Origin of the sequence: Cohnella sp. GCM10012308 (assembly GCF_042649185.1) — a bacterium.
In the GTDB taxonomy this organism is placed as follows: Bacteria; Bacillota; Bacilli; order Paenibacillales; family Paenibacillaceae; genus Cohnella.
In genome coordinates this window covers 106,313-126,927 of the sequence record NZ_JBHRYU010000012.1, presented here as the reverse complement: position 1 = coordinate 126,927, position 20,615 = coordinate 106,313, and the positions used below count along the sequence as shown (strand labels likewise).

18 protein-coding genes are annotated in these 20,615 nt (G+C 57.7%); 1 reads left to right on the top strand and 17 read right to left on the bottom strand.

The annotated features are described in order from the left end of the window. Nucleotides 1–55 precede the first annotated feature (55 nt). The 12 genes from ACFOTD_RS15570 to ACFOTD_RS15515 form a co-directional block, all read right to left on the bottom strand. Nucleotides 56–1,816: a glycoside hydrolase family 35 protein gene (locus ACFOTD_RS15570; protein WP_378120268.1), complete on the bottom strand. Its 1,761-nt coding sequence runs from the start codon at nucleotides 1,814–1,816 to the stop codon at nucleotides 56–58. A gap of 12 nt (nucleotides 1,817–1,828) precedes the next feature. Then, complete coding sequence (locus ACFOTD_RS15565) at nucleotides 1,829–2,605, bottom strand: response regulator transcription factor (RefSeq protein ID WP_378120266.1); 777 nt, start codon at nucleotides 2,603–2,605, stop codon at nucleotides 1,829–1,831. After that, complete coding sequence (locus tag ACFOTD_RS15560; protein WP_378120264.1) at nucleotides 2,599–4,428, bottom strand: cache domain-containing sensor histidine kinase; 1,830 nt, start codon at nucleotides 4,426–4,428, stop codon at nucleotides 2,599–2,601. The genes ACFOTD_RS15565 and ACFOTD_RS15560 overlap by 7 nt, the downstream gene beginning before the upstream one ends. A gap of 37 nt (nucleotides 4,429–4,465) precedes the next feature. Beyond that, nucleotides 4,466–5,308, bottom strand: coding sequence for a carbohydrate ABC transporter permease (locus ACFOTD_RS15555; RefSeq protein ID WP_378120262.1), 843 nt, complete (start codon nucleotides 5,306–5,308; stop codon nucleotides 4,466–4,468). Next, the gene (locus ACFOTD_RS15550) at nucleotides 5,296–6,183 is read right to left on the bottom strand and encodes a carbohydrate ABC transporter permease (protein WP_378120261.1); all 888 of its coding nucleotides are present in this window, start codon (nucleotides 6,181–6,183) and stop codon (nucleotides 5,296–5,298) included. Before ACFOTD_RS15550 ends, ACFOTD_RS15555 begins: the two co-directional genes overlap by 13 nt. A 105-nt stretch (nucleotides 6,184–6,288) precedes the next feature. Next, nucleotides 6,289–7,617 carry an ABC transporter substrate-binding protein gene (locus ACFOTD_RS15545; RefSeq protein ID WP_378120259.1) on the bottom strand — a complete coding sequence of 443 codons (1,329 nt, stop codon included), beginning with the start codon at nucleotides 7,615–7,617 and terminating at the stop codon, nucleotides 6,289–6,291. A 311-nt stretch (nucleotides 7,618–7,928) separates the two neighbouring features. Then, nucleotides 7,929–8,234 carry a putative quinol monooxygenase gene (locus ACFOTD_RS15540; RefSeq protein WP_378120257.1) on the bottom strand — a complete coding sequence of 102 codons (306 nt, stop codon included), beginning with the start codon at nucleotides 8,232–8,234 and terminating at the stop codon, nucleotides 7,929–7,931. Then, nucleotides 8,231–9,226 carry a helix-turn-helix transcriptional regulator gene (locus ACFOTD_RS15535; protein WP_378120255.1) on the bottom strand — a complete coding sequence of 332 codons (996 nt, stop codon included), beginning with the start codon at nucleotides 9,224–9,226 and terminating at the stop codon, nucleotides 8,231–8,233. The genes ACFOTD_RS15540 and ACFOTD_RS15535 overlap by 4 nt, the downstream gene beginning before the upstream one ends. A gap of 50 nt (nucleotides 9,227–9,276) precedes the next feature. Continuing rightward, nucleotides 9,277–9,774 (bottom strand): DinB family protein, encoded by a 498-nt coding sequence (locus tag ACFOTD_RS15530; RefSeq protein ID WP_378120253.1) that lies wholly within the window; start codon nucleotides 9,772–9,774, stop codon nucleotides 9,277–9,279. Nucleotides 9,775–9,905: 131 nt separating this feature from the next. After that, nucleotides 9,906–10,247 carry a DUF2512 family protein gene (locus tag ACFOTD_RS15525; protein WP_378120252.1) on the bottom strand — a complete coding sequence of 114 codons (342 nt, stop codon included), beginning with the start codon at nucleotides 10,245–10,247 and terminating at the stop codon, nucleotides 9,906–9,908. A 208-nt stretch (nucleotides 10,248–10,455) separates the two neighbouring features. Then, entirely contained in the window at nucleotides 10,456–11,490 is a 1,035-nt protein-coding gene (locus ACFOTD_RS15520; protein WP_378120250.1) for a Gfo/Idh/MocA family protein, read from the bottom strand. Between the two features lie 239 nt (nucleotides 11,491–11,729). After that, nucleotides 11,730–15,212, bottom strand: coding sequence for an OmpL47-type beta-barrel domain-containing protein (locus tag ACFOTD_RS15515; RefSeq protein ID WP_378120248.1), 3,483 nt, complete (start codon nucleotides 15,210–15,212; stop codon nucleotides 11,730–11,732). 438 nt (nucleotides 15,213–15,650) lie between these two features. Here ACFOTD_RS15515 and ACFOTD_RS15510 point away from each other — a divergent pair, with 438 nt between their 5' ends. Continuing rightward, a complete protein-coding gene (locus ACFOTD_RS15510; RefSeq protein WP_378120247.1) occupies nucleotides 15,651–16,361 on the top strand; it encodes an MBL fold metallo-hydrolase in 711 nt (236 codons plus the stop codon). A 119-nt stretch (nucleotides 16,362–16,480) separates the two neighbouring features. On the opposite strand, the gene ACFOTD_RS15505 is transcribed toward ACFOTD_RS15510, so the two are convergent. From ACFOTD_RS15505 to ACFOTD_RS15485, 5 genes are read right to left on the bottom strand one after another with little or no spacing between them, the layout of a single operon-like run. Continuing rightward, entirely contained in the window at nucleotides 16,481–17,521 is a 1,041-nt protein-coding gene (locus ACFOTD_RS15505; protein WP_378120245.1) for a potassium channel family protein, read from the bottom strand. Nucleotides 17,522–17,559: 38 nt separating this feature from the next. Further along, entirely contained in the window at nucleotides 17,560–17,952 is a 393-nt protein-coding gene (locus tag ACFOTD_RS15500) for a DUF350 domain-containing protein (protein WP_378120243.1), read from the bottom strand. Then, nucleotides 17,952–18,632: a signal peptide protein gene (locus ACFOTD_RS15495; protein WP_378120242.1), complete on the bottom strand. Its 681-nt coding sequence runs from the start codon at nucleotides 18,630–18,632 to the stop codon at nucleotides 17,952–17,954. Before ACFOTD_RS15495 ends, ACFOTD_RS15500 begins: the two co-directional genes overlap by 1 nt. A gap of 4 nt (nucleotides 18,633–18,636) precedes the next feature. After that, complete coding sequence (locus ACFOTD_RS15490) at nucleotides 18,637–19,833, bottom strand: glutathionylspermidine synthase family protein (RefSeq protein ID WP_378120241.1); 1,197 nt, start codon at nucleotides 19,831–19,833, stop codon at nucleotides 18,637–18,639. Next, nucleotides 19,830–20,591, bottom strand: coding sequence for a hypothetical protein (locus ACFOTD_RS15485; protein ID WP_378120239.1), 762 nt, complete (start codon nucleotides 20,589–20,591; stop codon nucleotides 19,830–19,832). Before ACFOTD_RS15485 ends, ACFOTD_RS15490 begins: the two co-directional genes overlap by 4 nt. Between the last annotated feature and the right edge of the window lie 24 nt (nucleotides 20,592–20,615).

Sequence of the window (20,615 nt, the reverse complement as noted above, 5' to 3'; positions counted from 1 at the left end):
TCGATGAACTCCTTTCAGCTTGCGACAGTCCACCGTCCGCTCAATCTTGACGGCATTAACCGAGCTCCGCCGTATCCTGCAGCATCGCATGCGGCGAAGACGTTCCATGCAGCTCAAACACGATGAGCTCGTTGCGCCCTTTGCGCAGCAGCGGACCGGGCACGTACAGCGTTTTCTGCGGACCTTTTTCCCAGTAGCGTCCCAGATTAAACCCGTTCACGAAAGCAACGCCTTTTTTCCATTCGTCCAATTTCAAAAAACTATCCCCAGCGTCATCCACCTCGAAAAAACCGCGGTAGAATGCGGGCTCCTCCGCTTGCGGCGCTCCATCGCCAGGCCCAAAGCGTAGTCCGGACAAATCGTCCAGCGGCAGACAGCGAATGTTCCAGCCGAACATAAAATGGTGGTACAGCTTCGCGCCCGCTTTGACGCCCTCGGTGATGCCTTTCGGATCGCGCAGCTTCGCGCCGTAATTGATGCGTCCCATATTTTCGACCAGGATGCCGAGTTTCGCGCCTCCGGCGGGAATGTCCGCTCTCACCGAATCATCGCCGCTCCAACGCTCGACCGTACCGCAGCATGCGCCGTCGATGTATACGGTCGCCCGGTCGCGCACCTCCTGCAGCATAATCTCGCAGTCCGCCTGCGGTCCGCTGATGTCCGTCTCGTACCAGATGAAGCCGTAGTCCTGCCCAAGCCGCTCCATCGTCTCGGGGACGACCGCCTGCACGGCGCTGCCCAACGACTCGAACGCATCGAACAGCGATACGCGTTCCTCCATCCGCACCGTACCGTAGCTTCGCTTCGCGGGTGTCGCAGACGGCTTCTCGGGCAGCTCGACGTAACGTCCGATCACTTCCCGGATCGCCCAATACTTGTCCGTCGGCTCCCCCGATTCGGACAGCAGCGCATTGTAGTCGTAGCTCGTCACCGTCGGTTCGTAATGCTCGATATGATTGGCGCCGTTGTAGAAGCCGAAGTTCGTGCCGCCGTGGAACATATAGAAGTTGACCGAAGCGCCCGCCGCCAGGATGCGGTCAAGCACGTCGACCACGTCCGCGAAGCCGCGCACGTGATGCTCGTCGCCCCAATGGTCGAACCAGCCGTTCCAATATTCCATGCAGACGAGTGGTCCTTCGGGCCGATATTCGCGCAGCTTGGCGAACGCCTCCTCGGGCCTTGCGCCGAAGTTCAGCGTAGCGAGGACGCCTGGCAACGTACCGCCCTGCAGCATATAATCCTCCGACCCGTCGGACGTAAAGAGCGGTACGTCCATGCCGCCGTTTTCAAGCTCCGTTTTTAGAAATTTCAAATAATTTTTGTCATTGCCGTAGCTGCCGTATTCGTTTTCGATCTGCAGCGCGATGACCGGGCCGCCGGACGTACACAGCAGCGGCTTCAGCCGCGGCAGCAGCTCGTCGCAGTAAGCCTTCACCTTCGCCAGATAGACCGGATGGCTGCAACGCAGCCGCATGTCCGGTTCGGCAAGCAGCCAGGACGGCAGGCCGCCGAATTCCCACTCCGCGCATATATAAGGACTCGGACGCAAAATGACGTGCAGCCTGAGCTCGCCCGCCAGCCGGACGAAGCGCTCCACGTCCGCGATGCCCTCGAACCGGAAGCCGCCTTCCTTTGGCTCGTGCAGGTTCCAGGCAACGTACGTCTCGACCGTATTGAAGCCGCAGGCGCGAAGCTTGCGCAGCCGGTCCTCCCAGTACTCCGGCACGATGCGGAAGTAGTGCATCGCCCCGCTGATGATGCGCATCGGCTCGCCGTTATACGCGAAGCCGTCGCCTTGGATCGCGAATGTAGCCATGTCGAATCGCTCCTAGCCGTCGGCCCCTCCGCCCCGATACTCGTTTGGCGTGACGCCGACCGTTCGTTTGAATAGCTTCTGAAAATAAATTTTGTCGCCGTAGCCGACGATATGGGCGATCTCGTACACCTTAAGGCCCGGGTGATCGCGCAGAAACTGCTTGGCCTTGTCGATGCGCACCCGGTTCAAGTAGTCCGTGATCGTCTCTCCCCGCTCGCGGCTGAACAGCTTGCTGATATAGCTCGCGTTAAAGCCGACCTTGTCCGCGATATAAGACAGATCGAGCTCCTTGTTGTATTCTTGGTCGATCAAACGGCAGATTCGGTCGGCCGTCGAGACGCTTTCGGCAGGCGTTGATGCGACCGCGGCCCGCTGCGATACAGCGTCGTCGGCACCGTCCAGGCGCTCGCTCTTCTGCGCGGCGAAGCGGTCGAGCAGCTTGAACACTTCGACCTTGTCCATCGGCTTGAGCAAGTAATCGGCCGCGCCGGCCCGCAGCGCCTGGCGAGCATACTCAAAATCGTTGTAGCCGCTCAGCATAACGATAAATGCGTCGGGCAGCTTTGCCTTCGCCTGCTCGATGAAGCGCAGGCCGTCCATCATCGGCATCTCGATGTCGGTGATGATAACGTCCAGATCGCCCGGCTCCATATCCGACAGCCGGAGCATCGCTTCGAGTCCGTTGGCATGCTGGCCCGCAATCTCGAGTCCGCCCGGGTACCTCGACAATATCTTCGCGATGCCCAGCCGGATGTGCTCCTCGTCGTCGACGATCATCACCTTCAGCATCGATCTTCCGCCTCCTTTTCGTCCTGACGGCCCGGAATGGCGAGCTCCACGGTCGTCCCTTCGCCGGGACGGCTGTCGATGCGAAGCCCATAGCTCTCTCCGAACTGCATTTTGATCCGCTCATGCACATTGCGCAGTCCGATGCCCCTGCCGGCCACCGCGAGCGGCCGCCTGCCGTATACGTGATCGCGAATTTCCTTGAGCTGGTCTTCATTCATGCCGCTGCCGTCATCCGTCACGGTAAATACGCTCTGCTCGCCTTCGTGCCGGACGCCGATCCGGATCGTGCCCGGCCCCATCCGCTGCTTGAAGGCATGGTGGATTGCGTTTTCCACGACCGGCTGCAGCATCAGCTTGATCGAAGGAATTTTGAAGTCCCGCTCCGGGATGTCGACGATCAGCGTATATTTGTTCGAAAACCGCATGTTCTGCAAGGCGACGTAATTATACAAATGCTCGAGCTCGTCCGCGATCGCGACCCTCTGTTCGCCGTGATTCACGCCGTAACGGAGGAGCTTGCCGAGCGTGAACGTCATATCGGCGACTTCCTCGTCGTCGTTCAGCTCGGCCTTCATGCGGATCGTCTCGAGCGTATTGTAAATAAAATGCGGATTGATCTGGCTCTGAAGGGCGGCATATTCGGCTTCCTTCTTGCGCGTCTGCGTCTCCTTGACTTCCTCGAGCAGATCGCGGATGCGGGTCACCATAATGTTGAAGTGCCGTCCGAGCAGTCCGACCTCGTCGCGGTATTTCTGATTAAAGCTCACGTCCAGGTTCCCTGTCTGCACCTCTTGCATGAGGGTCTTGATCTTGCTGAGCGGCCGCGTCAGGGCGTACGAGATCGCGATGGCAATCAGCAGCGCCAGAATGACGAAGCCTGCCGACGTGAGCAGCGTGACATTGCGCGTGACCGTCGCCTGCCGGGTCGCGTCCGCCATCGGAATATAGACGAACATCTTCCAACCGGTGAGCGACGACTTGGCGTACGTCGTAATATACTTTTTGCCGTCGATCTCATATGGAAAAGAACCCTCGTTTCCGGTCGCTCTCCGGATCGAGGCGTCGGCGGACAGATCGCGGGTCGTCATCTGGCCTTCGCTGTCGAACACGACGCGGTCGCGGTCGTCGACGAGCACCGTCTTGCCTTTGGTCACTTGGTCGAAATCTTGAATCTGACGCTTGATCGCCGTAATGTTCGTGTCGAACACGATGAAGCCGATCGGGCTCAAATCCTGAGTCTGCTTCAGCTCGCGGATGACGGAGAACGCATAATAAGCCTCTTTGCCCGTGGTCACCTCCTGCGTGCTGACGAGCATCGGCTTGCCGTCGCCTTCCGCGGCGGTCTTCGCCCATTCGGTTCGTACCTGGTCCAGATTGTTGCGTTTGCCGCCCGTTTTAACGTTTAATGTTACCGTGCCGTAGTTGTCGAACACGTAGACCGACACGGTATCCGGCTTGATTTTGTTCAGGTTCGTGATATACAAATCCATGCCGCGCGTCTTATCGAGCGAGGTCTCCGGATTGGCCAGCCAATTGAGGAAGTCCTTGTTGTAAAGCGGCATGGCGGACATGTTGTAAAGGTCGGTCACGTAGTCGTCCAGCTTTTGCAGCATCTTCGACGTCATCTCGGTGCCGTAAGCGGACGTGTTGGCCTTAATCGACCGCGTGTAATAATAAGAGGAAGCATAGCTGATCATGACCAGCGGGAGACAGACCAGCGTCAGGAAGACGATCAGCAGCTTCTGCTGCATGTTCAGATTGGCGAACGCGAGCCACAATCGCTCTCCTATTTTGCCGGCCGCTCCCTTAATGCTTCCTCTCATCCGTCGTACCCCTCCGTGTCTGCCTTTGCGAGTACAGCTATTTTACTGCACCGTTTACGATCCCGGCAAACACGTACCGTTGAAAGAACAAGTAGATGACGACGATCGGCACCATGATCATCAGAATCGCCGCGGACATGAGCTCCCACTCCGTGCTGCGCTCCGAGGAGAAGTTCATCAGGCTCGTCGAGACGACGGCGAGCTTCTGCGCGGGCATGTACAGATAAGGAATGAACATGTCGTTGTAGATGTCGATCGTCTTGATGATGACGATGGTCGCCGTCGCCGGCGTCAGCAGCGGGAAAATGATCGTACGGTAAATGCGGAACAGGGACGCGCCCTCCATCATCGCCGCCTCGTCAAGCTCCCGCGGAATGTTGACCAGGAACTGCAAATAAATGAATAGCTGCAGCACGCTCGTGCCCAGATGCAGCACGATGGATGCCCAGATCGTGTTGTACAGATGCAGGTTGTGGACGACGGTGAACGTCGCCACCTGCGTGGTGATGGTCGGTACGAACGATACGGCGATATAGGCGCCCATGACGGTCTTCTTCAGCTTGAAGTCGAAGCGGCCGAGGATATAGGCCACCATCGTGCCGAGCAGCACGTTGCCGATGACCGCTGCGACGATAATCGTCAGCGTATTGAGGTACGCGCGGTCCAGATGCGCTCTCGTCATGACCGTGCCGAAGTTCTCGAAGTTCAGAAAGCTTGAAGGCAGCTTAAACACGCTCGTTTGCGAAAACTCGGTTTTGCTCTTGAAGGCGTTCAGCATCAGAATCGACGGCGGGAAAAGAATCATGACGACGGCGACCCACAAGATGGCGTGCTTGACGACGGAAAACGGACTAAACTTCGCCGCGGTCAATCCGACCACCTCCTGGTCGCAAAACGCTGGATGCCTAGCACGACAATGACGGCGACGATCAAGGTGACGCTCATCGCGGATGCCATGCCGAAGTTGTTGAACTTAAACGCCGTATCGATCGTCTTGGTCAGGAACGTCTCGCTCGCGCCGAGCGGACCGCCGCCCGTCAGGATGAACGGCAGATCGAAAATCTCGAGCGTGCCGATAATCGTCAGGAACAGATTCAGCTCGATGACCTTCGTAATATTCGGCAGTACGACGCGGAGCGACGTCTGCAGGCGGGACGCGCCGTCCATGCGCGCGGCCTCGATGATTTCCGACGGAACCGACTGCAAGGCTGCCAGATAGATAACCATATTGAGTCCCATGAACTTCCATAACGTGATGAAGCCGAGTACATGGTTGACGGCATGCGGCGAGCCGAACCAGCTGATGGCGAGCGAGTCGAGACCGACGCTGCGCAGCAGCGTATTGAACGAGCCGTACTCCGAATTGAATACGTAGTTGAACATGTAAGCGACCGCGACGCCATTCATGATATAAGGCATGAAGAGCATGACCCGGTAAGCGTTGCGGCCTTTGAGCTGCGAATTAAGCAGCAGCGCGAAGAACAAACCGAGCGCGTTTTGGAAAAGACCCCATCCGAGGTAGACGAGATTGTGGAGGAAGGCCGCCCAGATTTCCTTGTTTTCGAATACTTCTTTATAATTGCCGACGCCCGCCCATGTTTTCTCGGGACTGAAGCCGTCCCAGCTCATAAAGCTGAGATAGACCAGGTATAGCGCCGGATAAAGGGCGAACATCGCCAGCAGTGCGATCGGCACCAGCAAGAACAGGATGATTAGCATTTTTTTCTGTTTGGCATACGATAGACGATCGGTCATCCGATTCAACTCCTTTTCATCCGTGCCCGAGAGACGACAAAACGGACGGCGCGGACCGGCCATCCGTTTTGTCGGTCGGATCGAGCGGCGGAACCTGTCGCTCGCTTACTTCGCGACGGCGGCTTTCGCTGCTTTCCATTTCTTGTTATAGCTGTCGAACACGTCTTGCATTTTGCCGACCGTCACTTCCTGGATGAACTTGAACGGATCGAACTGCATCTTGTTTTCTACAGCCGTCACTTGCTCGCTCACCGATTGCGCTTCGAGCATTTCAGGCTTGTTGGCCATGAAATCCGCGATCGGCGCCAGGTCTTGCGGCTGGTCCTTAAGCGGCGAGATGATCATGTGGTCCGCATAGTCGCCGGATTCCTCGATCATGAACTTGATGAACGCTTTGGCCAGCGGCTTGTTTTTGCTCGTGGAGCTGACTGCATACGCCCAGTCGTTGCGCATCATGCCCTTGACCGTCCCGCTGTTGTCGTAAGGCAGCGGCGCGAAGCCGATTTGTTCGAGCGGCAGGCCGTTGCTGATCAGGTTGGAGATTGCCCAGTTGCCGATGTACATCATGGCCGCCTTGCCCGAAGCCAGATCTTTTTGCGTCTGATCCCACGTTGCGGAATATACGTCCTTTTCCAGCTCTCCCTTGTCGTAAAGGTTCTTCAGGATGCCCAGGCCTTGTCCGTAGGCGCCGTCTGCCGTGAACGGCGCGTCCGAGTTGATCTTGTCGTTGCGCAGGTTCGTGCTGCCGTAGATGAACTCGGCCGGATCCGTCCAGTACTGCAGCGTCCAGGCATCCTTGAACGCCGTCGCCATCGGAACGATGCCTGCCGCTTTGAGCTTGTCGGCGTCTGCATATAGCTCGTCGAGCGTCTTCGGCGGCGTGGTGATTCCCGCTTTTTCGAACGCCTGCTTGTTGTACAGCAGACCGTTGATCGCCACTTGCTGCGTGATCCCGTAGAGCTTGCCTTCATAGGAGTTGTAGTCTTTGAAGTAAATATTGTCGTCGAGGCCGAGATCGTCGAGCGGCTCGTAGAACTTCGGCAGGTCCGCCTTCGTCGTCTCGACGAGCGACAGGACGTCCGGCAATTCGTTCGCCGCCATCCGCACGCGGATCGTCTGCTCGTAATCCTTGAGGCCTTCGATCTTGACCTCCGTTCCCGGGTACTTTGCCTCGAACGCTTCGACGTACTTTTTAAGGTCCGTATCGACCAGCTCGGTACGGTGCGTCGCCCAGGTAATCGTGCCCGTGAGGTTGCCCTCGGCCGCTTCTCCGCTCGCCGCGGAGCCGGATGGGCTTGCCGCCGCCGAACCGGATGCGCTTGCTGCCGGCGCGGATGCCGACGCGTTCGCATCGTCGTTATTGGCGCTGCCGCAGCCCGCGAGCAAGCCGACGCCCAGTGCCATTGCCATTGTTGCCGCTACATTTTTTTTCATCTCTCGTTTCTCTCCCCGCTTCTGCTTATTGTTCTGGCCTAAACCAATAGTATGTTAATTTAAATTACATTCAAATGGCCGCAAATTGTTTTTATTAGCTTATTTTTGTTTATTGTCCGGATTCGGCAGCTTGAAATCCAATTGCGCTCGCTTACATTTATTGGTGGAAGCGTATACTTGTGTCCGGTTGATTTATATGTAATTTTACCTAACATCCACTCACGATCCAACGTACACATTACGTATTTTCAGCTGCGCACGTTAAAAAAAACCTTGCGCGGCTCATCGCCGTTCAAGGTTTCGTTCAAGTTTTAAAACCCTATTCCGCCGATCGGATTGACCTTGATGCCGCCCGCTTCCGCGATCAGCGGCATGCAGCTGCCGATAAGCTCGCGCACTTGCTCGTTTTGGAGACTGGCGGCATGCGCTTCTTTACTCTCCCACAGTTCGGTGATCCACAGCACGTCGGGCTCTTCCTCCGCCTCGTGAACGATATAGTATATGCAACCTTCCATGCCCCGAAGCGTATCGCTCGACGCCAGCATCATCTTGGCGAGTTCCCCCCGTTTACCCGGCAAGGCTGTCAGTTTTCCGAACATCGCGAATTTGTTCATCATTTCTCATCCTCTCTTTTAGCGTCCGAAGGCAGCATGTCTTCGTAATGTGCGAGCAGCTTTGCGCCGGCTTCCCGCATTCGCCGGACCAACAGCGCAGATTCGATCCGCAAGGCCGTGCCGTAAGGCATCAGAAAATAAGGTACGTACGTCGATAACGTCGATCGTTCCAATTTAAATGTCGCCGATTCAGGCTGGCGCTCCATCAGGGCATGTCCGAACAGCCAATGCCTGCACAGTTCGTTCAGCACCTCTTCTTGGGCTTGGATCCGTACCGTCTCCCAGTCCGCGTGATCCGCCGAATCGCGAAGCAGCTGACCGAGCAAATAATCCTTGGCAGAAAAAGATGCGGGCCGATCGAACTGTTCGTCGGTCTGCCGGAGTCCGCGTATGCGGTCGACCCGAAAGCTTCTCACTTCCTCCCGGTATCTGCAATGTCCGACCGCGTACCAATGGCCCTTCCAATAGACGATGCCGTAGGGATCGAAAAGACGCGATGACGAAGGCTCGCCCCTGCCTTTATCGTAATCCATTTCTAATGTACGTCCTTGGCCGGCGGCTTCCTCCAACCACTGCAAATGCGACTGGTAGGCGCCGTCGATCGGCAAATCGATTACCGACAACCCAAGACCGTGACGCTCTAGCGCCGTCAGCTGTTCGTCGTTCGCGTAGCGCTTCAGCTTATTCGTCGCCCTGTTCAGCGCGTCCGAATGCGGATAGCCCGCTTCCCTGGCGAAGATCGCGGCATGGACCAATCCCTTCTGCTCTTCGGCATCGAATAAGAGCGGCGAATCTGCGAACCGGCTCAGAATCGTGTACCCGCCGTTCGGCCCCGAATCCGCGACGATAGGCACGCCGCTTGCGCAAAGCGAATCGATGCAGCGATAGACCGTTCTCACATGAATGTCGAGCGCTTCCGCAAGCTGCTTGGCGGTCTTGCGCCTGCCGGTTCGCAGCATCCACAAGATCGACAGCATGTTATCCGCTTTGGTCATGGTCCTACCTGCTTCCGATCGTCGTTACCGTCCCGTCTATTGTAAGTCAATCAAGCCAGCGGCGCCATTCCCCGTTCGATCCAACCCTCGTAGACCGGGCCGTACAAGCCTGGCGGCCGAAGTCCGGCCTGTCTCATCAGGACGGTCATCTGTCCGCGATGATGCGCTTGATGCATAAGCGAGAAACGGAGCGAATCGCCGTTTTTCCATAACTCGCCCGCGATCTCCAGCTGGTCCGCCAGATTGGCGTCGCTCCATTGCTCTTGCATCGCTTCAATAAAGCGGTCGCTGATCGACCGATAAGCGTGCGCGAGCGCCGCAGCCGATCTTTTGGTGGCGTCCTCATCGCCTGCGCCTTCAAAGGAAAGTCCGAGCGGACCCATATATTCGATCGATGCAATCAAGTGCCACGCAAGGCCGCTTAACGAGCGCCGGTTGCCGTCGATTTTCCGGTCAAGCGATTCATCCGTCAACGCGTCCAGCAGACCGGCTGTCATTTTAGCTTCACGTTCCCACTCTTCTACGAAACTTGCGATGGATGTAAACATAGCCATTCCTCCATGATCGTTTTCTCTAACGATCACGATTATAAGCCTCAATCCCTGACAGAATCGGTCAGTCATTTTTAATAACGGAAAAATAAAAACCGCGTCGAGGCGCGGAGCTTTAACGTATTGGTTTAAGCGCGTTGGTAGGACAATCTGGACTGGAATACATACCGATGAATGAAAAATTCCGCTACGCCTGTGATGATCGCAACGATTAAAATTTCTCCGGCGCTGATTGTCCAGTTCATCGTGGAAGCAGCGATCCACAGCACCAAGTAAGCCATAATGCCATCGGATACGGTCGCAATCATATTGTTGGTCGAGCGAAGAATGATCTGATCCCCGACGATATACGCAATGATCGTAAGAATCGTGGCGGTCGTTGCTGCGCCAAGAAACGAGGCGTTGGAATAATACATCAGCAGGGTCGTTACGACAGCGCCGTTCACAAGCCATTTCAATACGAATTTCATTAGGAGGCCTCCTTGTTAGGCATGTACCGTGTACCGCTTCAGGACGCTGAATTTGCAGCGGAGGCGGCACGATCCAGCCTTTTTCTTTGCACAGCTTTTAATTTGCCCCGATCACGAGCGGTAAATCCAAACGCAAAAACCCCCGCCCATCGCCGAAAGGCGAAGAACGGGGATTTGTTCGATCAATTGTGTATAGAGGGGATTAATTTTACAGTCTGACCTCTTGGCCGCGCTCGGCGGATTCATAAATAGCCGACAAAATCTTGATCATGTCGACGCCGTGCTCCGGCAGGAAAATCGGCGACTCGTGTCCGAGTACGCATTCCACGAAATGGCGGATGTTGGCCGTATGCTGCGGTACCGCCGATTCGGGGAACCGCGGCTGCTCGTCGATCAGCACGCCTTCCTTTTCCGTATAAAGCTTCAGCTTGTCGTTGATCAGGCTGAACCCGCCTTCCGTGCCGCGCCACTCGAGGAACTTCTGCTCTTCTTCGATGTTCGAGGCCCAGCTGAATTCGATCTGGAGCGAGGCGCCGCTGTCGAAGCGGATAAAGCCCGCTGCCAGGTCTTCGACGTCAAACGTTCCTTCGGGAACGTTGCCGGAGGCATCCGGACGGTCCGCGAACTTGCGGTAGGTCGAGCCGGATACGGTGACCGGCTTCGGATTGCCCGCGGTCCACATCGCCATGTCGATCATATGGACGCCAAGATCGATCAGCGGACCGCCGCCGGACAGGCCCTTCGTCGTGAACCAGCCGCCGCGTCCTGGAATGCCCCTGCGGCGGATCCAACCGCAGCGGCCCATATACATTTCGCCAAGCTTGCCTTGCATAATCAACTTTTTGATGAACTTGGCTTCTTCGCTGAAGCGGTTGTTGCGCATCGTCATCAGCAGCCTGCCCGATTCGCGCGCGGCGTCCGCCATCTTTTGCGCTTCCTCCGCATTCACGGCATCCGGCTTTTCGCAGAACACGTGCTTGCCCTTGCGAAGCGCCGCGATCGCGATCTCGGAGTGGTACAGGTTCGGCGTGCTGATCCCCACGATGTCGATCGACGGATCCGCGATCAGCTCGCGGTAATCCTCATACACCTTGGCCCCGGGAAACGCGAGCGCCGCGGATTCGGCGGAAGCGCGAAAGGCGTCGCAGAACGCGACGAGCTCCACTTCCTTGTGGGATAGCCAACCGGGCAAATGCGCGAATTTGAAAATGCCGCCCGTACCGATAACGCCGACCTTCAACATGATTTATTAATCCCCTTTATGTATCGAATGTGATGGGTGCAAGCTTGCCTTATCTTTTTATATTTTAGACTGAAAAGGCTTTCGTTTCGATTGCAAATTCGGTTCATTTTATACGGTATTCTATCATTTGGGCGTTCTATTCAGACAGAAGAAAAACCGCAAAGCGGAGCGCGGGGCGCTGCGAGCTTTGCGGTGCTTTGCGTTGTTTTTTCAGTTCGGCAAACTTGGAAAAGTTGGAATCAAAGCTTTTTGGCGAGCTGTACCAGCAGATCAGCTTCCGTCTTGGTAAATGCCTTGCCGCTCTCCGCCTTCACGCCCAACACGTAAGCAGCGATCTTCAGCGCTTTCACTTGAAGCCATCCGGCCTTGTCCGCTTTTTCGGCAAGCGCCAGTTCGAGCGCGAGCAGCTTGGCGACGGCCGGTTTCGAAGAAAATCGCGTCGTAAGTCGGCCGAGGCTGGCGTAATCGACCTTGACCGTATAACTGGCGGAGCCCGTACCCGCGTTACCGGCGGTATCGGTCGCCGTCGCCGAAACCGCATGGCTGCCGACGCCGATAATATACGCGTCCGCATCGACGTTTTTGCAGCTTTGCGCAGCGATGCCGGACAATGCGTCATTGGCCTTGCAAGCCAATACGACACGCTGATCTACCCTGTAAGTGCCGGCGTTGCCGCTCCAGACGATCGTCGGCGCCGTCAGGTCGATACGAACGACGACCTGGTGCTGCGACTCGGCATTGCCGGCCCGGTCGACGCTCCAGAACGCGAGCGTGTGCTTGCCTTCCGTATCGACGGCTACCTCATTGCCGGACTGGACCGCGCCGCCGTCGAGCTTATAGTAAGTCGTATCTACGCCGCTCCCCTCGTCCGATGCAGTCAACGTTACGTTCACCGGTCCCTTTGCCCAACTGTCAGACGCGTTGCTTGTCGTAACCGGCGCGGTGTCGTCGATACGCTCCAGGTAGAGTACGACGATGCTCTTATCCGGCACGACATAGGACGCGAGCGGCTCCGCGCCGTCTATTGCTTCAGTCTGCACGGTAATCGGATGACTGCCGTTTAAATTGTCCGACAACATATCGGGCCCGGTCAGCACCGTCTTTTTGACGAGCCGGTAACCGTGTTCGAACGTGAAGCCGACCTCGCGCCGCATCTTGTCTTCGCGATTGACCATCACGATATTTAGTCCGCCCGAGTCGGTAGACATGGCGTTGACCGTGAACGATGCGTCGTCCTTCGTTTTGTCCGTATAGTCTCCGGTGACCGCGGAACGGACGACGTCTTTGCCGAGCGCCTGGTTCATGACAATCATCATCTCGGCGATCCCGGTCCGGAAGAGACCGTTCGTGCCTTTGTCGAAGGCGAACCACGGTCCCGACGAGAAGGCGTGAAGCGCGGCCATGGCAACGTCGGGACGGTTAAAAATGCGGTTGATGAACTCGGCTGTCCCAAGCGTGCCTTCCAGATCGTGCGTCCGGAAGCTGTATTTGTTGATCTGGTCGAAAGGCTCGCCGCGCAGCGGCCAGATGCCGTGTTCGGATAAATATAGGCGGATGTGATGAGAAGGATCGGCTCTGCCGCCTCCGTTCTCCCAATCGCGGATGTCGCCGGTGATCGAATCCATGAACTGCTCGACGTAAGCAGGCGTTTCTCCGAAATAATAGGGATGCAGCACGAGATAATCGATATCGTTGCCGATGCCTGCAAGCACCGCCTTGTGCCAGTCGCGCCACGTGCCCGTCGGCGTGCCGTCGTTCGTCCCTCCGCCCGCGATATCGCTGCTCCACGGACCGGTCTTCGCTCCGGCGGCAAACTTCGCGTCAGGGTCGACCGCGCGGATAGCCGTGATAATCTCTTTGCTCATCTGAATATAGACGGGTGCGGGGAAGCTCTTGCTCTGATCCAGCTCGTTGCCCAGCTCGAAGATGACGCGAACCGGATCCTGAATTCCGTATTGGCGCCGCAACGCGCCCCAATCCGTGCCTCCGTTCGGATTCACGCTGCCGTCTCCCGGACTCGTCAGAAATTCGGCCAGATCCGCCGCATCCGTCGCGTAGTCGGCCTGTCTCATATTCAGAGTCCATGTAATCTCGCTGTCCGGCGTGACCGCAAGCACGGATTTCAACCATTCGACGATGCCCATGTTCATCGGCACGACCGGGTACCACTGGTTCGGAAACCCCGTGCGGCCGGCATAGGGGCCAAGCGTCTTTTTCCACATGAAAGCCTGCGAATCGGTGCCTGCCATCCGGCTCAGCGGAAGCTCGACGTCTTGCATGAGCGGCAAGTATTGATCGTTGAACGCCAGACTCGGCATAGGCTGCATGATCACTCGCTGGCTCTCGTTCCAATCGTTGTTGTAGCCGAGGAGCTCCTTGTCCGCCGGACGCAGGACTTCGGATTCCGTAACATCCACGGCGGCCGGCGCGCTCGTGCGATAAGTCGTCTCGACCGCCAGCTCGGGTCCGCCCACGGACCGATGTCCGTCCCCATCGACCGCCTCCACGCGAAACGTGTACTTCGTATGCTGCTGCAGTCCCGACACCGTATATTCTTCAGCGGCAGGCACCGTCGCGATCTCCGTGCCGTCGCGGAAAATCTTGTAGCCGTCGACGCCTACATCGTCGACAGCACCATTCCAATGCAGCTTCACGGAAGCATACTGGATGTCGGAAGCCGTCAGTCCCCCGTCCGTCCAGTAGGGTTCGGCAGCGGATCGCGTCGCCGCGTCTGCGGCAAGCTTGGCGGAGCGGTTGCCGGCGCCGTCCTCGGCCTCGATCTCGAAGCGATAATTCGTATCCGACGCAAGGTCCGCAACCTGGTAGACCGTTCCCGTCACCGTGGCGATCTCCGCTTGATTTCGATAAATATGATAACGGACGACGCCTGTATCGTCGGTCGCCGCAGACCAAGATAAATCTGCCGTATCCCGGCTCATCCTGGCGGTGAGCTCCGAATTCCCTTTCCACGACGGCGCCTGTGTGTCCGCATTAAAGTGGACCGTGACTGTCGCCGAAGCGCCGGCGTACGAAGCCTTCACCGACACATCCCCGCCGACCGGTCCGCCCTTAAAGACAAGCGCACCGTTCTCGATGACCGCGTTCCCCCCGGCCACTTCCCACACGATCGCTTCCGAAGGCGGTACCGCTATCGCGCTGCCGCCATAATCGCCGGCGAGCGAGAGCGCCGATGCCAGATCGAGCGGCGATCCGGACGCATAACCCGGCGCGTTCGCAGACAGTTGCAGCGAGTCGGGCTTGCGGGCCACGAACAAATCGTCGACGAGCATCTTGCCGCCGATTGTCCCGCTTGTGCCATACCGGCCGAAGTTGAACTTCAAGGTCGCGGCATCCGCCGGGAATACGAACGAGCCGCTTACCTTCGTCCAGTCTTGATCCGCTTTGAACTGCGGCGGGATCGCCATATTGCCCTTGAACGCCGTTCCGTTATATGCGCTGATCTGAATCATCGGATAAAAACCGTTCGACTGTCCCGCCGGCGCGATGCCGGCGATTTTTACCCATGCTTCGTAGTAATACGCCTTACCCGGCACCGCCGCCGCGTCTTGATATTGCTGAAGGCTCGTATTGCCCGTAAATTCGGCGGACCAAGCATAATTCCCGCTATGCTTGTCCGCCGACTGGACGGCAACGATTACGTTGGACCCGCTATAGGCCCCCCAGCCGCTTCGGTTCCCCGTTTCAAATCCGCCGTTTGACAACACATTTCCTACATTTTCAGCAGCCTGGGCAAGCGGCACTCCGCCCGAGGGGAGCAACGATGCTGCGAGCAGGGACAGCGCAAGCGTGACGGACAGCGTTTTTTTTGCGGATTGACATGAAATTCCCTCCCATCATCGTAGCCCACAATATGATTGGCTTTTGGCTAGCCGCTCCCTAACGCGCTCGCTCTCTTTCCGGGATCGATTTTGGTAACCGCTTTCAATTTTAGGGTTGCATTCAGTCTTGGCGATACGAGTCCTTTTTGCGGTCGTTGCCTTTTGTTGATCATTTTCGAATTTTGACTTTGGATCTCGCCGGTTTTATATTGGACTCATTGATTTTTATTATACCGATCAGGGAGGGAGCCGGAAGCCGCCGTCCGATCCGCAGGACGAAGACGGCCCGGCGCGAACATGCGAATCGCCGAAGGAATCGAAATGCTGGAATTAAAGCTTGGCACGATGACCGTTCACCCGACGATCCTCATCGAAGAAGACTCGTGGACGCTGGTCGACACGGGCATGCCGGGCTCAGCGCCTGCGATTCTCGAGCTCGCTCAGCAAGCGGGAGTCGGGGATCGGCCGCTCAAGGCGATCTTGTTGACGCATCAGGACCTGGATCATATCGGCGGCTTGCCGGGCGTGCTTGAGGCGACCGGGGGCAGCGCGACCGTATATGCCCATCCCGGAGATGCCGGCGCGATCAACGGGACCGAACCGTTTCTCAAAATGACGCCGGAGCGTCTCTCGGGCTTCCTGCAGCAGGCGCCGGAGGACATCCGGACGCAGTTCGAACGGACCTATCTCCACCCCGTCCGCCCGAACGTAGATCGTCTTTACGCGGACGGGGATTCGCTTCCATTCGGCGGCGGATTAACCGTCATCCATACGCCGGGACATACGCCCGGTCACGTATGCCTGTACCATCCCGCAACGAAGACGCTGATCGCCGGTGACGCCTCGGTTGCCCGGGACGGCGAGCTGGCCGGTCCGAATCCGCCCGTGACGCCCGATATGGACACCGCGCTGGCATCGCTCGGGAAGCTGGATGCGTTCGATATCCAAAGCGTGATTTGTTACCACGGCGGCTGGGTTCAGGGCGATGCCCGTTCGCGTCTTGCCGCCCTCTCGCAAGGCAATCCATCTTAAGCAACCCAAAAAGGCTGCATGCCGGCAAGTTCCCCAAACGGGAACGATTTTTGCCGAACATACAGCCTTTTTCTTTGCTTAAGCGTTCATTACTTAGGCGTTCATTACTTAGGCGTTCATTACTTAGGCGTTCCATTTTTGCTTACAGTCTCTTTAAGCGCTCGAAAAGTGGCTTCGTCCGCCAAAATATAAAGTCTCGCTTCCGGCGGAATCGGCTGGTCCAGCTTCCGGTTCACGCCCAGGTCCCCCCGGTCGGATATGAGCGTCGCGCCGCGGGACAGCAGCGCTTGAAATGCGTCGCCGTAAGTGCGCCACGCGCGTTCGACGGGAACCTCGTAGATCTCGTCCCCGTGCTCGCGACTCAGCAATTGGCTGAATATCTCCGCATTGCCCTCCTGCAGCGCAGCCCGTACGGCCAATCGCGAGATCGCGTCATAAGAGAGCACAAACTCGTTAACGTTGATATAACGGAAGTTTTGTATGTTTTTCTCCTGCACGATTTCGACCGTCGTGTGGACGGCCGGCGCCAGCCGTTCGATGCTCGAGGCGATCAGCAGAGACTTACCGTCGGCAAGCGCCGCCTCGTCGATTCGCGAGTCGGCAAAAATGATCGCGGCGCGCGCCGACCGCAGATTGGCTTGCTCAAGCGTCTCTTCCGCCGAAGGATCGCCGCTTACAAAATGCACGTTGCGGCGATGCTGCTGCGGATGACGGTCGGTTTCGTCGACGAGAACGATCTCAGCGTCGGGGAGCGCGGCCAAAATTTCGTCAACCGCATATTGCGCCTTCTTGCTCCAGTTGACGACGATAAAATGATCCTTGCCGGGATAGCTCAATTGACCGGCCTCCCTTTGCCTTTGGATGGACGCGACGGAATCGATGACCTTGCCGATCAGTATGCTGAGAAGGCCGATGCCGAAGATATACAAAAAGATAGTGAGCAGCTTGCCGGCAGCCGTCTTGGCGTAATAATCGCCGTAGCCGACCGTAGACATCGTCGTGAGCACCCAATATAAGGCGTTGAACCAATTGCGGTACGTGTCCGGCTCGATGGCGAACGCCAACGTAGCGCTGATCAGAATAAAACCCAGCGCCGCCGTGACGATCGACGCGTTTTTAAAATGCATCGTCCGGATCAGAAGCCTAAGAAAAAAATGCATGCGCGTTCGTCATCCTTTTCCGGCCTATGGCTCGAGTCTTATACGATCAGGCTGCTGACGGCGAAGCTCGTGCCGAGAAAAACGGCGCAAAGCAAAATGCCGATCGCTACGTTTCCTTTTTGCAGATGCTCGGAAACTTTGAGGCCAGGCGTGGCGAGCTCGAAAATCCAGTAGGAGGCGATCAGGCATACATAGCCGACCGCGAACCATAGCATCATGTGCCAGATCGACGTGTTCGTATACGCCGCGACGCCGATAATGACGGCGGTCGAGATGAACTTCCCGCCGAACGCAAGTCCCACTGCAACGTTGCCTTTGCGAAGCTCCTCCATGTCTTTGAACGGCGTCATCCAGCTGAATACGAGCATCCCGATCAACTGCAAAACGATGATGACGATAACGCTGGCGACGATATTGGTGACGACGACCATCAAGCCCACCCCCTGAATTTTGCGTAAGACAGATCGTATTGTCCGTAATCGTGGACTTCCTCCACCAGAATGGGCACTTTCTTTAAGCCTTTCATCTTGGCGTACCTTTCCTGGTCGATCGGCTGCTTGATACGGTTGCCCGACGGCAGCGTAACAATCGCGAAGCGGCGCTGTTGGCCGTTATATTCGGTCATGTAGACGCCAACCAGCTCGACGTTGGTTTGAACGGAAATTTTCAGTTCGGCAATGTCGGCCTTGGCTTTGGCTTCATCCGGAAAGGATTTGATCGGCGTCCAGCCGGACAATCTTACCTCGCTGCGTCCGCCTTCGCCCTCTTTCATGTCCGCGCTCATGTATTGCAGCGTCCAGATCTTGTCTCCGGTGGCGTAGTTGCCGTCGTTGGGCAGCAGCGCATTGTCGGGCAGCACGGTCATATCGCTGCCGACGATATCTCCGACCGTACCCGCCACGATCCGATAGTCCCACGGTACGCTCGTCCCGGACGCCCCGGCATCCGACCGGCTCGCAGACTTGGAGAACACCGAGTTTTCGTTGGCGCACGCGCCGAGCAGGCATGCGACAAGCAAAAATGCAACCGCAAGGCGCAAAGCGTTTCCGATCTTTGCGGCAGTCCGAGGCGGCGCGCAAGCGGCATCGCCGTCCAACCTTTGTTTCAACATTCGCTTACTTCACTCCCAACGGGATAAAATGACTCGTGTTGCCGGTAATGAGGCCGCCTGCCCGGCCGAGCAGCCCGCACGGCTTGCCGTTGATCACGAACATGCCGGTGAGCAGGCGGAATTCGCCCTCAGCTGTAAGTATGGGAGCAAGCTCCGCACGCTGCTGGTAAACGCTAGGAAACATCGCGCTCGTATCGAAGCCGTCGCGGTCCTCCGCTTCAAGCGCGCCGCTCTTGTCGTACAGCTTGACCGAGCCGCCCTCTCTGCCGAACATGGACTTGGACACGAAGTCGGCGTCGAGAACGGGCTTGTCGTAAGTCGGAAGCATATACCTGGCAATCGCGGCGCGCTCGTTCTGGTCAAACAACAATCCGAGCTCGTACAAGCCCCAAGCGGCCGCCTGCAATCCCTTGGATTGCAAAATGATGCTGTGCGGCGAATTGAACAACGCGAGATTGCCCGTATCCACCGCATACAAAAGGGCGTCGCCCCCTTCGTCGTAGGCAAGCCACTCCTTGGGGTACAGCGCGAACAGCCGTCCGATCGGCCTGCCTTCGCCGTCCTTCAGCACGCCTTCGTCCACCCATAGCTCAAGGCAATCGACGAATCGAACCGGCAGCCGGCCGTGCTTCGCGAGCGCTTCGATCGTGCCCGAATCCTCCAGATGACTTCCATAGTCCATGCAAGCGGCCGCCTCCGGGCGCTCTGCCGCCCAGGCCGCGGCGACCAGGTCCGCCATGTTGGCGTTAGGCGATTCGATGCCGGCCTCCGCGCACAACCATGGCGTCGCGACCGCGGCTTCGACGTAGCCCGTCGGCGTGTCCGCGTTCAGCTCCAGCAGCTTGATCGCGCCGTCCGCCGAGACGGCAAAATCGAACCTTGCATACCGGCTGATCAGCCCCGCCGGCGGCGGAGGAAGCAGGTCGAGCGTATCCCATAAAATCTCCGGGATGCCGAGCAGCGCATATAGCTCCCGTTTGCCGAATACGTAACGGGCGGTCTTGTCGAGCACGCCCCAAAGCGCGGCAGACGCGGTCTCGAGCTCTTCGTACAGCGCCTTGGGCATGACCAGAATTTGATCGAGCCAGTAGGCTTCCTCCTCCAGATCCGCCCAGGCAAAACCGAGCTCCGCAAGCTTGGCGACCCGACCGGCCCTGTCTGGATGCGGCATGCCACGAAGCTCGAATACGCCGCCGCTCATCCCCCGAACCCGCCTGAGGAGCTCGAACGACCGCTCGAGCCCGAAGAACCGAATACGCTTTTGGACTTCGAGCTCCCGGACGACGACCCGCTGAACCCGCTGGAGTTGCCTCCGATGCCGCCCGGCTTGGACGACGAGGAGCGGCGGGTGACCGATCCGCTTTTTTCGCTAGTCTTGGGACGAACCGAGGAGCCCACGACCGGCTTGCTGCGGAAAGCTTCGCTATCGTACGATTTCGATTTGTAAGGCCTCGTCGTTCCCGCATAATAGGTCGTATGGGAATTCGCCCAAGCCGCCGACGAATAGGAAGAACCGTTGTTGAAAATCAAATGGTACAGGAGAAGATCGTCCCAGCCGAAGCCCGAGTGATAGCCGTTGTTTACGATGACCGTTTGTCCCGCGGTCCCCGTACCCGACGAACCGGTGCCCGATCCGGTCCCGCTGCCGGAAGCGGGCGGACAGGGAACGATCTCTTCGCCGTCCTTGCATTCCTCCCCGTCGCCCGCCAGCGGCAGGTTCCAGTCGACTGCCGGGTCGTAAAACGCCTTTACGTCCTCCGACGACCATTCGACCAGCTTGGGCTGGGCGGCCGCCGCCGTCCCGGAAGGCGTCGCTTCCGCCGCGAACGATGCGGAGCCCAGAGCCGCGTTGGCGAGCAGCGCGATTCCGAGCGAGGTTGACAGCGTCTTGAGCGGCGCGCCGTCCTTGCCGAAGAGCTTGAACCTTGCCGAATCGTCCGAGTTATCTTGTCTTTTCACGATGCGTACCTCCCGCTGCGTCCT

Bases quoted from the DNA above. Each gene is read 5' to 3' on its own strand.
- ACFOTD_RS15570 (WP_378120268.1), bottom strand. From the start codon at position 1,816: ATGGCTACATTCGCGATCCAAGGCGACGGCTTCGCGTATAACGGCGAG.
- ACFOTD_RS15565 (WP_378120266.1), bottom strand. From the start codon at position 2,605: ATGCTGAAGGTGATGATCGTCGACGACGAGGAGCACATCCGGCTGGGC.
- ACFOTD_RS15560 (WP_378120264.1), bottom strand. From the start codon at position 4,428: ATGAGAGGAAGCATTAAGGGAGCGGCCGGCAAAATAGGAGAGCGATTG.
- ACFOTD_RS15550 (WP_378120261.1), bottom strand. From the start codon at position 6,183: ATGACCGATCGTCTATCGTATGCCAAACAGAAAAAAATGCTAATCATC.
- ACFOTD_RS15545 (WP_378120259.1), bottom strand. From the start codon at position 7,617: ATGAAAAAAAATGTAGCGGCAACAATGGCAATGGCACTGGGCGTCGGC.
- ACFOTD_RS15540 (WP_378120257.1), bottom strand. From the start codon at position 8,234: ATGATGAACAAATTCGCGATGTTCGGAAAACTGACAGCCTTGCCGGGT.
- ACFOTD_RS15535 (WP_378120255.1), bottom strand. From the start codon at position 9,226: ATGACCAAAGCGGATAACATGCTGTCGATCTTGTGGATGCTGCGAACC.
- ACFOTD_RS15530 (WP_378120253.1), bottom strand. From the start codon at position 9,774: ATGTTTACATCCATCGCAAGTTTCGTAGAAGAGTGGGAACGTGAAGCT.
- ACFOTD_RS15525 (WP_378120252.1), bottom strand. From the start codon at position 10,247: ATGAAATTCGTATTGAAATGGCTTGTGAACGGCGCTGTCGTAACGACC.
- ACFOTD_RS15520 (WP_378120250.1), bottom strand. From the start codon at position 11,490: ATGTTGAAGGTCGGCGTTATCGGTACGGGCGGCATTTTCAAATTCGCG.
- ACFOTD_RS15510 (WP_378120247.1), top strand. From the start codon at position 15,651: ATGCTGGAATTAAAGCTTGGCACGATGACCGTTCACCCGACGATCCTC.
- ACFOTD_RS15505 (WP_378120245.1), bottom strand. From the start codon at position 17,521: ATGCATTTTTTTCTTAGGCTTCTGATCCGGACGATGCATTTTAAAAAC.
- ACFOTD_RS15500 (WP_378120243.1), bottom strand. From the start codon at position 17,952: ATGGTCGTCGTCACCAATATCGTCGCCAGCGTTATCGTCATCATCGTT.
- ACFOTD_RS15495 (WP_378120242.1), bottom strand. From the start codon at position 18,632: ATGTTGAAACAAAGGTTGGACGGCGATGCCGCTTGCGCGCCGCCTCGG.
- ACFOTD_RS15490 (WP_378120241.1), bottom strand. From the start codon at position 19,833: ATGAGCGGCGGCGTATTCGAGCTTCGTGGCATGCCGCATCCAGACAGG.